At 40.2% G+C, this 12,849-nt stretch carries 13 protein-coding genes; 4 read left to right on the plus strand and 9 right to left on the minus strand.

What is annotated here, in order from left to right:
• Positions 1-272: 272 nt before the first annotated feature.
• From SFU91_11840 to lpxB, 8 genes are all read right to left on the minus strand, one after another.
• Positions 273-773 carry a hypothetical protein gene (locus SFU91_11840; GenBank protein ID MDX2129715.1) on the minus strand — a complete coding sequence of 167 codons (501 nt, stop codon included), beginning with the start codon at positions 771-773 and terminating at the stop codon, positions 273-275.
• A 355-nt stretch (positions 774-1,128) separates the two neighbouring features.
• Positions 1,129-1,467 carry a hypothetical protein gene (locus tag SFU91_11845; protein ID MDX2129716.1) on the minus strand — a complete coding sequence of 113 codons (339 nt, stop codon included), beginning with the start codon at positions 1,465-1,467 and terminating at the stop codon, positions 1,129-1,131.
• Positions 1,428-1,895: a hypothetical protein gene (locus SFU91_11850; GenBank protein ID MDX2129717.1), complete on the minus strand. Its 468-nt coding sequence runs from the start codon at positions 1,893-1,895 to the stop codon at positions 1,428-1,430. The genes SFU91_11845 and SFU91_11850 overlap by 40 nt, the downstream gene beginning before the upstream one ends.
• 178 nt (positions 1,896-2,073) lie before the next feature.
• Entirely contained in the window at positions 2,074-3,078 is a 1,005-nt protein-coding gene (locus SFU91_11855) for a DUF3644 domain-containing protein (protein ID MDX2129718.1), read from the minus strand.
• Between the two features lie 199 nt (positions 3,079-3,277).
• Positions 3,278-4,447, minus strand: a complete 1,170-nt coding sequence (locus SFU91_11860; GenBank protein MDX2129719.1) for a DUF4263 domain-containing protein — start codon at positions 4,445-4,447, stop codon at positions 3,278-3,280.
• Positions 4,448-5,261: 814 nt separating this feature from the next.
• Complete coding sequence (locus SFU91_11865) at positions 5,262-5,741, minus strand: hypothetical protein (GenBank protein ID MDX2129720.1); 480 nt, start codon at positions 5,739-5,741, stop codon at positions 5,262-5,264.
• Positions 5,742-5,814: 73 nt separating this feature from the next.
• Entirely contained in the window at positions 5,815-5,982 is a 168-nt protein-coding gene (locus tag SFU91_11870) for a hypothetical protein (protein MDX2129721.1), read from the minus strand.
• A 184-nt stretch (positions 5,983-6,166) separates the two neighbouring features.
• Positions 6,167-7,324, minus strand: coding sequence for a lipid-A-disaccharide synthase (gene lpxB / locus SFU91_11875; GenBank protein ID MDX2129722.1), 1,158 nt, complete (start codon positions 7,322-7,324; stop codon positions 6,167-6,169).
• Positions 7,325-7,439: 115 nt separating this feature from the next.
• Between lpxB and SFU91_11880 the strand changes: the two genes are divergently transcribed.
• The 4 genes from SFU91_11880 to SFU91_11895 all read left to right on the plus strand — a co-directional run bounded on the left by SFU91_11880 (position 7,440) and on the right by SFU91_11895 (position 10,146).
• A complete protein-coding gene (locus SFU91_11880; GenBank protein ID MDX2129723.1) occupies positions 7,440-8,057 on the plus strand; it encodes a shikimate kinase in 618 nt (205 codons plus the stop codon).
• Between the two features lie 8 nt (positions 8,058-8,065).
• The gene (gene aroB, locus SFU91_11885) at positions 8,066-9,148 is read left to right on the plus strand and encodes a 3-dehydroquinate synthase (protein MDX2129724.1); all 1,083 of its coding nucleotides are present in this window, start codon (positions 8,066-8,068) and stop codon (positions 9,146-9,148) included.
• 6 nt (positions 9,149-9,154) lie between these two features.
• Positions 9,155-9,568 carry a hypothetical protein gene (locus SFU91_11890; protein ID MDX2129725.1) on the plus strand — a complete coding sequence of 138 codons (414 nt, stop codon included), beginning with the start codon at positions 9,155-9,157 and terminating at the stop codon, positions 9,566-9,568.
• A 191-nt stretch (positions 9,569-9,759) separates the two neighbouring features.
• Positions 9,760-10,146 carry a response regulator gene (locus tag SFU91_11895; protein ID MDX2129726.1) on the plus strand — a complete coding sequence of 129 codons (387 nt, stop codon included), beginning with the start codon at positions 9,760-9,762 and terminating at the stop codon, positions 10,144-10,146.
• A gap of 64 nt (positions 10,147-10,210) precedes the next feature.
• Here the strand turns inward: SFU91_11895 and SFU91_11900 are convergent, their stop codons facing one another.
• Positions 10,211-12,841: an AsmA-like C-terminal region-containing protein gene (locus SFU91_11900; GenBank protein ID MDX2129727.1), complete on the minus strand. Its 2,631-nt coding sequence runs from the start codon at positions 12,839-12,841 to the stop codon at positions 10,211-10,213.
• Between the last annotated feature and the right edge of the window lie 8 nt (positions 12,842-12,849).

Genomic DNA, 12,849 nt, shown 5'->3' on the forward strand with positions numbered 1-12,849 from the left:
TGCAAAACAGTTATTGTAATGTGTCTAGTTTTGCTCGTTTTTAGGTCTTGTACAATACCTGATTTCCCCTTATGTGTTCCGCCAATGACGATACAATGGTCTCCGTTCTTTAATTTTTGGGTTTTAGAATTGTCCATATCATTTGCTTTCAATTATTTTATTAATGTTAATCAATTCCTTTGTGTTTGTCTTTCGCATAAATGCCGTCAAGCCTGTATATAGGGCTCTGCTTGTCTGTCCGCAGAGTTCGTATCCTTGTCATCGGTAAATTTTTATTTAATTCTCCGTTGTCTGCTGTAATATTCATCGTCCACTTTGCCGTCTTGGTCAAAGTCCTCAACTCCCCAATATTCTACAAAAAATTTGTCCACCTTTATTTTATATTTATAAGTCACTCGTTTAGGAATAGTGTCTTGAATTATTAGCGTGTCATTTTCAATTCTCCAAGTTCCGGCTGGGTCATAAATAATGCTGTCTTGAAGATTTTTGTGAACAGAATGGTAAGTTCCGTCATTGGCAAAGTAGGTTTGAATATTTCTGGTTTTCATTTTTTCTTCCCATTCGTTTCCATTTACCTCAATTACCTTGACGCTGTCTGTATTTTGGAAACTGTGCATTGTGATTTTCATTTCGTCTATTTCCCAAGCCCCTACCAAATCAGATTGTTTCTTGGTAGCACAAGAAAAAACAATGATAGTAAGGGCGATAAAAAAATGTCCTTTATTATTTGCGATTGTAGTCATTGTTATTTTTTTAATATTTAATTTTTTCATTGGTATTATTTTTTTAATGTCCATATTTTGTCAGTAGTACTTTCATAGTTGTTGTGTCGTTTTAAAATGCCCCATAATGGGGAGCGGCTTTGCGGGGGGTCGAAGGGCGCGAAGCAGCCCGAAGACTCACGCAAAACCGATGTTCAACGAAGCGAAGTGAGCGAACAGCGGTGTAGCCGCTCCCCGTTCAGCTAAACGCAGCGAAGCGGAGTTAAGCTGAACGTTTTGGCGCTTGGCGCAGTGGCGGGTTTCATAGCACTAAACTGTCAACCAGCACTACACTTGAATAGAAGCACAAAGGTCCAAATTTGCAAATCACCTCGCCTGATGAAAAAAATTAATAAATGTGAAGTATTTATTTTTGATTTTTCTCAATTTTCCTAAGTTGTATAATATTCCCTTTGTTATCGGTTTTAATTTTAAAAATATCATTTTTGGTTTTGTATATTAACTCAATAATTTCATCATCTCTTTTGTACTGAAAATGAGATAAATAAATTTGAGAGGGTTTTAAATTATATTCATTTAGTAACTTATCCTTTATATCTGATTTGATCTTTATAGTATTAACAGCCTCTTTATCGAAATTTTTTGATTTAATTGCATCAAATAGTCTCATTGTCAATTGCACTGTTAGACCACCAGCAACTGCAATTAAATATGTTGTCCAAAAACCACTCGCACCTTTTCGCAAATTTCGTTACTTTTAATAATTTTGAATTCAACTACTTCATCACTTAGTATTTCTTTTATATTTTGAAGTTCATTATCACTGAAATAAATGTTGGTAGTGTTAATCTGAATACATTCTTCAAATTCAATATTTGAAAATGGTTTGTAGATGTCAATGTTGTTGTCAGTAATTTTGTACTTTGATAAATAGTTTAATAATTTCTCAATTGATCTATCTCCCATTAATACTATACTTAGTATAGAGTATTGTTCATAGTTATCACTACTTACTTCTATGCCTTCTCCGAGTAAACTATATAAATCTTGTTCTAATTTTGATAATTCTATGTCGTCAATATAAGTAGCGAAATACCTCGGTTTTGTTTCAATTACATTATGAAAGTCATCATCGTAAATGTGTGTGAAAATTTCGATATGTAGTGTATTCATATTAGTTAACATAAAAGTTAAAGGCTTTGCGTAACATGAAAGTTTTTGTTTTAGAATATTAACTAACGGAACTGTAATTGAATAGATGTACAAAGCACCAAGTATGCAAGTCAGCCCGCCTGACGCAAAACCCGTGTTAGCTGTTCGTGCTTCTACTTGTCCAACGTGTCTGAAATTACTATTTTTTTGTATACTCTTTTGCTAGTTCGTCATATACTTTTACGGAATAGTAGTCTTTAGAGCCGCCTTTGGGGTTATCTAAGTTTAAATATCTTGGTTTATGAAATTTAGGATTGTTCTTTAGTTTTTTCAGTTTGTTATTAAAATTATTATTGATTTTAAAGTCTGAAAAGAGTTTTTTGCATTTTACAGTCACATCGTGATACGTTTGTGTGTAAACTGTCCTGAATAAATTTTCCTCATCAATTTTAATTTTTTTTACTCCTTCTTCATTTTCGTCATCTGTCAAAACAAACTTACTTATAACATTTTCAACTCTAATTGCTGCTTTCTTTTTGTCCCTAGTGATTGCAGCTACAACATCAGCATTTTTTATCCTGCTTTCATTTATTAATGACATTTTGAAGCTAAATAATATGGAATCTTCTATTCCTTCGTCTGAAATTTGTTCCGTGGATTTTATTATACTCTTTACAAAGGACTGAACGGCTTTAGATGATTTTTCAATTTGTGATGCGTTTGAAAGAAAGTCTATTGGTGAAGCTGGCTTTTTAAAGCCGATTGGAAGTAGAATTAGATTTGTCTCGCTGGCAATATCAATTCCGAAATACTTCAGAAGAAAATCGTGATACAACAAAATGTTTTTACTCAATAATGAGAAAAGCAAGACATCAATGTCATCCTGATAAAAGTGTATAGTATTGCAGCGATACTCATAAATTTTTTCAAGGTTTTGTTTAGCTACTGAAAAATCCTTCCCCAATTCACCTGCAACAAACGCTAAACATTCGTCAAATGGTTTAGTTGTCCCGTCAGGTCGAATGACTATGACTTTTGGGAAGTGTTTTATAATAAAAGATTTTAAAAGCAATTCCCAAGAATTTATATTTAGGATTGCACACAACTCGTAGCGAAAAGGGAATGTCGGCTTGTTGTGTATTTCTATACAGGCAAGTTGTGATGATTTGCTATTAAGTAAAAGCTTGTCCAGAACTTCTTCCATTTTCAAAGCTAATTTGTAAGTTACATTTTCAGGTTAGCAGTGTCGTCATAGCCTGACCGCTAACGGCTGGGGGTGTGACCAGTTTGGGCGAACTGAGCCAAGATTTCATCATGCGATACTGCGCCCCGCTGCGAGCCGACCCGAACGCCTAACCCGTACATCCCAAATTGGTTACACCCCTTGTTGTGCTCAGTTTTTTTTATCTTATCTCAAGCAAATTCATTTTATCAAAGAATTTTACTTGATATTCCATTAATTCATCATAAGTCATTAAATGAATATAGCCTTGATTGAGTTGTCTCATTATTTTTTCTAGCTCAAATATTCGTTGGTCTTTTTCTTCTTTTCTACCAATTAGAATGTTATAACTAATTTTCTGGGGAACCATTCCGAAAATCTTATTAAGTTCGGTTTTATTTTGGGCACTTTCTATATAATCCTTATAGTCATTAACTTGTATAATATGTTCAATCAGTTTTGAAAGAGGGGCGTTATGTCTTTTTTTACTCTTCATAAAAGTTTCATTAGGCAATTTTATTTCTAAAAGATTTAAGTCTGTTCTGTAATTAAAATTTGGTTTTAGAAAGAAATCAGGCTCTTCATAATTTACTTCGTTTTTCATTAATCTAGGTTCATACCAATATCTTGAAAAACTGTCTCTTAACAAAAAGTATTTATTTTCTCTAAAAAACTTATGATAAACTTTTTCTTCTCCCTTTTTTCCTATTCTTGAAGAACGTTTAAGTAGTTTTATAAACTCATCTATGGATTTTTCGATTTGCTTAGTGTTAAAATTCAACCAGTAATAATTAAGTTTTCTAGGAAATAATTTGAAGTTTTCAGATAATATCTTTGTTCCTATATGAGTTTTTCTTTTTTCACTAAAATATTTAGAATAATCAATAATACCTGAATTAAATCTAATCCCAAGTAAATCAAGTTCATTTAACACCGATTTTCTCCAACTTTTAATTGTTGATATAAAATCGGAAGTAAATAAATGAATTTTGTCTATACCAATATCATCAATTGTTAAATCATAGTTATGAAACGCTGTTTTGTTTTCTTCTGAACTTACAATTAAACAAATAGGCATTTCATTAAGGTTGAAGTCTCTTTTAGAGTAAGTTCTTTCGAAATCTTTTCTTAACCAATTCTTGAATTCTTCGGAACGTTCATAACCTACAATGCTATATGTAATTATTAAGTCTAGGGGCGATTGAAATTCTACTATATAATTATTAATGAAATCTTTTGCTGAATGAAATGAATTACAAAAGGTTAGCGAGTCGCCTTCGCATAAATCAGACAACTCATTTCTTAAACTATATTCATTATTCCCTTGATTAGTAATTACTAATATGCGCATTTTCTAAAATTGAGCACAACTCGTTTATAGGTGTAGAAAAACTACATAAAAACAGACGAATGGCTGGCTTGGTGTAGTTTTAGTGTCATAAATCATCAAATGGACGTTTAATGTTTTGATGGTTTTCTGCGATGTAAAGATCTCTTTTTATTTGTCCCTCAAAAAGCCACATTTAAGGTTTGTATGCCTTATTATAATTCCTCAGCATTTCTAAAATTTTTTAAGAAATCGGAACATTTCGATCTTTTTAACTTTCTTTCGTTTAATGAGCAGAATTCCACGATTACTGTCAATCTCGGCAGGATTGAGGTAAAGCAATTCATTTCTTCTCGGTCCGCAAGCGTAAATCAAACTTAGCCTCGTGCGGTGCGTGATGTTGCCGGGGCTTCCTGAATGATTTTTTTCTTTTGCTCAAATATATATTATGACTTCCCGCCGAAAAAATCAATTACCCACCTCCGAGGTATCCCTTCCCACCTCCGAAGTATCCCCCCCCACCTCAAACATGAACAAGTTCATGTAAAAACCGAACTTGTTCAGGTAAAACATCAACTGGTTTAGGTCAGAGAGAAACTGGTTCAAGTCGGAAGTGAACTGGTTCATGTAAAACATAAACTGGTTCAAGTCGGAACTGAACTGGTTCAAGTAAAACATAAACCGGTTCAAGTCGGAGTAGAACTGGTTCAAGTAAAACATCAACGGGTTCATGTTTGAAGTGAACCCGTTTAGGTCAAAGCTGAACTAATTCAAGTATTGAAAGAACGGGTTAATCTTTAAGGTGAGCGCCTGATGAAATAAACGCGCTCGCTTGGTATCAAGAAGGCTGTGTTCGGCTTTTTCTTGGAGCGCCTTGCCCATCAAAACGCTTCTTTAAATCCTCCAAAATCGTCTTCGCGTTCGGGACATTCATTTTAGCGGCCTGCCGCAAGGCGTTGTAATACGCAAGGGCAGAAGTATAAGCCTCACTGCCCGAAAGCATTTGCGTATCGCGCAAGTTATCGCAAAGCGGCGCGGCAATCTGCAAAAGCGATTCCATTTCTTGATAGGCCTTCATATCCGTTCTAAGCTCAGGAATGCTGACAAAAGGCGGCGCAAATTCCGGATTCGTGGCGGTGTAGTCGAGCACCTTATCGACAAAGGGCAAAGTTTTATCGCTCATCTTGGGCAGGTTCTGCCGGTCGTCGGGCGTGAGTGCCACGAGATACGGTTTGAGCAGTTCGGTGCATTCCGTTAGGTTGGCTTTGACTTTGGCGAGTGTTTCAGCCGGAATTTGAATCGAGATGTTGTTTTCCATAGGACGAGGAAATTTAAGTTTGTTGGACTATAGAGATACAGGATTTCAGAATTTAGAAAAGGGATGGGAAATTTTAAAGCGGATTTTTCAACTTATTCAAGTCATTTCGAACGGAGCGAAGCGAAGGGATAAATCTCTGGTGTGCGGAGGGTCTGAGATTTCTCGCTGCGCTCGAAATGACAAAGAGGGAGGTCATTGAGCCTGTCGAAATGACCGTGTCATGTGGTGGTGGTTTCGACAAGCCGTGGCCACCTCAGTTTTTTTGAGTGCAGGAAATGCGAGTCATTTCGAACGGAGCGAAGCGAAGGGAGAAATCTCTGGTGTGCGGAGGGTCTGAGATTTCTCGCTGCGCTCGAAATGACAAACTGAAAGCGAGTGGCATTCATCGCCGGAAAGACAGGAAAGGGAAGAGGCTCTCGAACAAATTATAAGTGTTTTATCAAGTATGCCGCGACTTCCTTCGAGGGGCTACGGCTGCCGAGCTTTGCACGAGAATTCAATAGCTGTGCTTGCATCTCGCGCAAATACTCCGGGCGTTGCAACATTTCACGCGAATTCGCGGCGAGCGCGGCGCCGCTCACTTCGTGCTGCAATAGCTCCGGCACCGTGCGCTTGGGTGAATTCAAGCCTTGTGAGACAATGTTCGCAAGCGCGATGTTTTTAATCTTCACCAATCGCTTGCCGATAAAGTAATTCAAGGGGCTTGTTTTATACACCACAATCATCGGTGTGCCGAAGCAAAGCGCCTCAAGCGTCGCCGTGCCGCTCGTAATCCAAGAAAGATGACTTTGCAGCATCACGCGGTATGCAGTTGTTTGAACAATCGGCAGCGCGGTGCTTTTCAGGAACTTCGCATAGTAACTTGGGTCGAGTGTTGGGGCTAAGCCCAAGAGGAATTTGTAATCGCCTTCTTTGGCAAGAATTTCCGCAGCCTTCAGCATTTCAGGAAGCAAGCGATCCACTTCCTGCTTGCGGCTGCCGGGCAAAAGCCCAATGATGCGTTGGTCTTTCTCGGGGTTAAATGCTTGCAGCGAAGAATTGACTTCCGCCGTTCCGCTATGATTCAGTTCTTCAATAATCGGATGCCCGACAAAAGCCGCGTCAAGCCCACGCTCTTTGAAAAAGCCGACTTCGAAATCAAAAACAACACAAAGCTTGGAAATCGATTTTTTCATCTTCTTCACTCGGCTTTCTTTCCAAGCCCATACTTGCGGGGCGATGTACCAAACCACAGGTATTCCCAAAGACTTAAGGTACTTTGCCAAGATGAGATTCATTCCGGGGTAATCGATTAATAGCGCAACATCGGGGCGTTCGGTTTTGATGGCCCGCTTGAGCTCACGGAGGACACGGCGAAGAAAAAGAAAATGCCGCGCAATTTCGGTAAAGCCCATAAAGCTAATCTCGGAAGCCTGATAAATACAAGCAACGCCGGCTTCTTTCAGCAGCGTGCCACCAACACCAAAAAAGTGAACGTTGGGGTGTGTTTTTTTGAGTTCATTGATAACGCCCGCGCCGTGCAAATCGCCTGAAGCTTCGCCGGCAAGGACAAATACTTTTTTTAGTGCAAATTCTTTTTCCACAAGTGGCAATTGTTTATATAATAAAGCGATGCAAAAGTAAAGATGATGCGTCTTTTTTTGGAATTTTACGATAAGAAAATTATAGTAGTATTGTAGTGAGTGAATGTTCATAATTATGTCCAAACCAACAATCATCTATTTAACGGGTTTCAGCACGGCCGGCAAATCGACGATCGGCCCCATCTTAGCGAATTCATTGGGGTTTTCGTTTATCGATATCGATAAAGCCATTTCGGATCAAGAATCTAAATCCATTAATGAAATTTTTGCTGAAAAAGGCGAAGCCTATTTCAGGCGCTTGGAGTATGAAATCGTGACTTCAATTACGAATGCTTCAAACGGGAACTTGGTTGTCGCCTTAGGCGGTGGCACACTTGAAAATGATAAGAGTTACGAAGCCATTACAAATTCTGGGACATTGGTTTATTTGAAAACAGATCCGAAAACGCTTTCGAAACGCCTTTCCAATAAAGACGATCGGCCGCTGATAAAAGCAGAAAATGGGTCAAAGCTTAGTCAAGAGGAGATTTCAAATCGGGTGGAAATGATGCTTGCCAAGCGTGAGGCCCGATATGCCAAAGCGCCGATTTCTATTCCAACCGATGAATCCCACATTGGCAAAACTGTGGAATCGCTGACGCGTCAAATTGAACGGTATCTGAAGCTTTATGGTGGGCGGGCGGAGATTGAGCCCCTATCAAAAAAAAGGCGAGCCAATCGCAGTGAAGAGTAGGAAAGCACGTGAAAAATATATTTGTCTCAACGCCCGCACTCTCGGTTCTGGGGAAACTCTTTCGGGAGTATCGCCTAAGGCCGAAAGCCGCCTTGCTTTTTGACAGCACCACCGAAAAGCTGTTTCAAAAAAAAATTACGCAAGAGCTCAAGCATCAAGCGATTGAGTTCAAAACGTTTACTGTCAAATCTGGCGAGAAGTCGAAATCGTTGCGAACGGCGGAGTCGCTTTATTCAGCGTTTTTGAAAGAGGGAATCGACCGAAGCTATACCTTAATTGCTTGCGGCGGCGGAGTGGTGGGTGATTTAGGCGGGTTCGTGGCGGCAAGTTATATGCGAGGCCTGCCGCTGATTCAAATGCCAACCACGCTGCTTGGAATGGTCGATAGTGCGATTGGCGGAAAAACTGCTGTGAACTTAGCCGAAGGGAAAAATCTCATCGGCTTTTTTTATGAACCGTCGTTTACGCTCATTGAGCCGGAGTTTTTGAAGACACTTGAAGCAAGAGATATTGTTTCGGGCTGTGCGGAAATCTTGAAATACGCGCTCATTTTAGATGCGCCCTTTTTAACATTTTTGGAGTCACACTTCGAAAAACTATTGAAACTCACCCCGCCTTATACCCATCAAGCGATTCGCCGCTCTGCACAGTTGAAATCGCGCGTCGTAAGGCTCGATTTGAAAGAAACCTTGGGGATTCGGGCGAAATTGAATTTTGGTCACACCTTTGCGCATGCCATTGAAACGATTGGGAATTACAGCGGGCTTCGTCACGGCGAGGCGGTGCTCGTGGGAATGCTCTGTGCCACCTATCTTTCGGATAAAACAATGGGGATGAAATCGCGCGAGATCAAGCGAATCGAAGCAATGGTCTCGCGGTTTACTTTGCCTAAAAGCATCCTCACCCGCGATTTCCTCAATCAATCGCCCGAAGCCCTGATTGCCGCAATGCAAAGTGATAAGAAGAAATCGGGGAAGCAATTGCGCTTTGTCTTGCTTTCAAAAATCGGCTCCGCGAAACTTTCAGAGTCGCAAATTCCTTTCAAAGATGTCTCGAAAGCAATTGATAAAGCAAAACAATTTTTATCCTAAATCACTATGAAAAAAAGTATCACCGCAGTTCTCACTCTCCTACTTCTCATCTCCGTTTCAATTTCTTCCTGTTCAAAAAGCCAAAGCGAAAGTTCAAAAGGAGATAAAGCGGAAGTTAAAACGGAAGTAAAGGAGGAAGTGACCTTAAGCGGCTATATGACCGATGCCCGCTGCGGGGAATCGCTTGATTCCGATGAACTTGCAAAAATTCATTCCCGCGAGTGTTGTTTAGAAGTTGAAAGCCAGAAGAGCGGCTATGGCGTATTTAGCCAAGGCAAGTTTCAGAAATTTGATTCAACAAGCACCCTTAGAGTAAAAGACTTTCTTCGCTCCATTCAAAAGGAAGAGGAGTTGAAAGTTCAAGTCAAAGGTCAATGGGTCAGTAACGCCTTCCAAGTCGAAACGATTTCGCTTCTCTAAAGCTTTTCCCCCCGAATCCCCAATTCCACGCCTTTAAAATCTTCATCGAGCGAAATCCAATGTTTGGCGATAAAAATTGAGTGTTTGGCGACGATTTTCAAGTGTTCGGCGAATCGAGAGTAATTTGTTCAGAATTTCATCATAAGTTGTCATCCTGCTGCTTGTTTTCTGTAATTATCAAGGCTGCGATTATGGTTAATGAGCGAAATAAATTCATTCTTGTCGTTGATGATGAGAATTATATGAGTGAAATCTTGTGCGAAGCATTGTCCGATGCCGGCTTCAAAGCACAATTTGTATTGAACGGAATTGATGCATTGCAGATCTTTCAAGATCAATGGCAGGATATTGATTTGGTCGTTCTGGATATGAGATTACCCGATATAACAGGGCTTGACTTGTACTCTCGAATGCGAGAGATTCATCCAAAGGTGAAGATTCTTTTTTCCGCAGGCTACTTAGACGACGCTGACATTTACCAATTAAAGAAAAACGGCGTGGAATCTATTTTCATCAAGCCTTTTGCGCTAAGTTCGTTTATTTTTGCTGTTGAGAATCTTCTTTCAGCAAAGATGTGAAGGCATCCATAGCAGAGAGGCGTTCCATCGCTGAAAAGTGGTAAAAGGTAATTCAATAACCCGATTAAGGTTTGCCGAATAATTTTCGAATCCCTTCTTTTGCCTTTCCTTCAAGTTTCTTTTTCTCTTCTTCTGCTTTTGCCCTTGCGGCTTCTTCAAGTTTCCTTTTCTCTTCTTCAATTTTTGCGCGTGCCTCCGCTTCAAGACGCGCTTTTTCTGCTTGTAGCTTTGCCTCGGCTTCGCGCTTCAATGAATCAGCGACTGCGCGGGCTTGGGCTTCTAATTGTTTTTTAGCTTGTGCAAGAAGCGACTCCTCGCTAAGCGAAACGCTTGGTGAAGATAACGTGCCCCCAACCTTGAATGAGAGTGGAACTCGGCCGCTTTCATCTTTGAGGAACTGTGCGGGTTTCGACCCAATGACCAAATCAAGTTTAGCTGAAAGAGCCTGATCCAATTTCAATTCAACGGCATAATTGATGCTGCCGTCAAGCCCTTGCGAGCCCGCAACACCGGCGGTACTACCGCCAAAATTGATATTCAAACCACTGATGTAAAGCCTGCCGTTTCGAATTTCGAAGCTATTTCGCCAATCTTCAAAACCATAGTCTTTCAATTCGGCAATCTTCACAAGCCCGGCAATTTTATCTTGAATCGGATGTCCGGTGAGTTTGCCTTTAGAAATTTCTAAAAGGCCGTTCGCAAAGAGTGAATTTAAGTCGGGTGTTAAGGAATCGGTGAGAGAACCGGTTGTTGAAAAGTTAAGCGAAGTGACGCCGTTGATATAGCCCGAAAGCCCTGTAATGGCGGTGAGTTGCGGCAATTCGGTAAAGGCTGAGGCGATAGAAATTTTTGAAATTCCAAGGTTAAAATCAAAGGTTGGCTTTTCGGGATTTGAGAGGTTGAAAGAGCCGCTTGAATTGAATGTTCCACCTAAAAAGTCAAATGAAAATTGAGATAGTGAAATCTTGCTTTCTTTGTAATCGACGCGTCCTTTTACTGTTCTGAGATGCACGCCTTTGGTTTGAAGCGAATCAATCGTTGCCGTAAAGTTTGCAAGCATTTTGGGTAGGAGAAGCCCTTTGGTCGAGATTTTTTTTGCATCAGGTTGAGAGGCTTTTTCTTCCGAAGAGGACGAACTGAAATCGTCCAAATTCAAGCGATGAGAAGCAAGTGAACCTGTAAACACCGGAAGCGATTTCGATAGGGAATCGGGAAACACAAGAAGAAGATAATCGGTAAAGCTGCCTGTGAGCGAGAGATCATTTTTGCCAATCAGCATTTGAAGTTTTTGCAATTCAATCTTTTGATTGTTGAATTGAAGTGTGCCCGAAATATCATCAATCGGATTGGGATTGTTGGGAAATCTCGACTGAAAGCCATCAAGCACGATTTTACCTTCTGATTTTAACTCTTTGGGTTTAGAGGCGGAGCCTTTTAGCGAAACAGTGCCACCCAGTTTGCCCGAAAGGGAAGTTCCGGGTTCAAGAGGATAAAAATCTTTGACTTCCGCAAGATTGAGATTTGACGAGACTTTTAAGGCAATATTCTTTTTGGTGAAGTCGTCAATTCTGAAAAACGCATTCACTGAATTTTGCCCTAATGATGCCGCGAATGAGGAAAGCTCGAAATAGGTCATATCCCCTTTGCCTTCCAAATTGAGGCCGGTTATCGGCTTCGGGAGTGAGGGAAATTGAAGCGAGCCATTCTTCAACCCAAATCCAACCCGAAATCCGGGTAACTCGGTTTTTGAAAATCCGCCGTTGATTCCAAGTTCAAGCGAGAAATTTCCACTGGCAGAGGCTGTCTGCATTTTTTTGGAATAGGCTTGTGGCAGAAGCGAGAGGAGATTTTTAAGGTCAGATTGTGGCGAAACAATCGTCATATCAAAAAGCATTCTCTCCGTAAGTAAGCTGTCAATAAAGCCCGTGACTTGAATTGGCAGATTTCCCAAAGTACCCGCAGTTTCCAGAAATGTCAGTTTTCCTTGAGCAAGATTAAATTGAAGGGTGCTATGCGCCTCAGCGGGTGTATTCGAAAGTAACTTTCCAAAGCTATTTTCAAAATAAACCTCCCCAAGCGTAGCCGTCGCCGCGATTTCAAGGTTTGAGAGGCTTTCGATACTTTTTACGCCAAGCGTGGCATCAACACCGTTCAGCGCAAAGAGATAACCCGATTTGCGGCTTGCTTTTTCAAACACCAACCCACGAAGCGAAATGGAATTCGCCAAGAACTGAAAGCGTGTTCCAATACCGGAGCTCTCTCTTGATGCGGATTCTTCTTCAGGAACACCAGTGGGCTTGACAAGGCTATCAAGATTTGAGCGGTCAAATTTATCCGATTCCATAAAGAAGTAGAGGCTATCAACCGCAAGCGCACTGACTTCTAACTTGTCTTTGAAAAGAGAGAAGACATTTAATTGAACGGAAAGAGAACTGATTTTTAGTAACGGTTTTGTTGAGGTAAAAAGGGAATCGGTTCGATTTTCAATAAAAATATCTGAAACCTGAAGGCCGATGAGCGGCCAAAAGTCGATTGAGATTTTGCCGACACGCGCATCTCGGTAAAGGTTGTCTTTCAAGGTTTGATTAATCAATGGGCGAAGCTTTTCATCTGAAAGTTGAGAATAAACAAATGCAATGAAAAGACAAATGGATAAACCAAGGAAACCCAAAATTGCAAAGAGGATTTTCTTCATTGTCATGA

The sequence above is a fragment of the Chloroherpetonaceae bacterium genome, assembly GCA_033763895.1.
Taxonomy (GTDB): Bacteria; Bacteroidota; Chlorobiia; order Chlorobiales; family Thermochlorobacteraceae; genus JANRJQ01.

Excerpts from the sequence above, each read along its gene's own strand:
- SFU91_11880 (MDX2129723.1), top strand. The coding sequence starts at position 7,440 with ATGTCCAAACCAACAATCATCTATTTAACGGGTTTCAGCACGGCCGGC.
- SFU91_11895 (MDX2129726.1), top strand. The coding sequence starts at position 9,760 with ATGGTTAATGAGCGAAATAAATTCATTCTTGTCGTTGATGATGAGAAT.
- SFU91_11855 (MDX2129718.1), bottom strand. The coding sequence starts at position 3,078 with ATGGAAGAAGTTCTGGACAAGCTTTTACTTAATAGCAAATCATCACAA.
- SFU91_11850 (MDX2129717.1), bottom strand. The coding sequence starts at position 1,895 with ATGAATACACTACATATCGAAATTTTCACACACATTTACGATGATGAC.
- SFU91_11890 (MDX2129725.1), top strand. The coding sequence starts at position 9,155 with ATGAAAAAAAGTATCACCGCAGTTCTCACTCTCCTACTTCTCATCTCC.
- SFU91_11840 (MDX2129715.1), bottom strand. The coding sequence starts at position 773 with ATGAAAAAATTAAATATTAAAAAAATAACAATGACTACAATCGCAAAT.
- SFU91_11900 (MDX2129727.1), bottom strand. The coding sequence starts at position 12,841 with ATGAAGAAAATCCTCTTTGCAATTTTGGGTTTCCTTGGTTTATCCATT.
- SFU91_11860 (MDX2129719.1), bottom strand. The coding sequence starts at position 4,447 with ATGCGCATATTAGTAATTACTAATCAAGGGAATAATGAATATAGTTTA.
- SFU91_11865 (MDX2129720.1), bottom strand. The coding sequence starts at position 5,741 with ATGGAAAACAACATCTCGATTCAAATTCCGGCTGAAACACTCGCCAAA.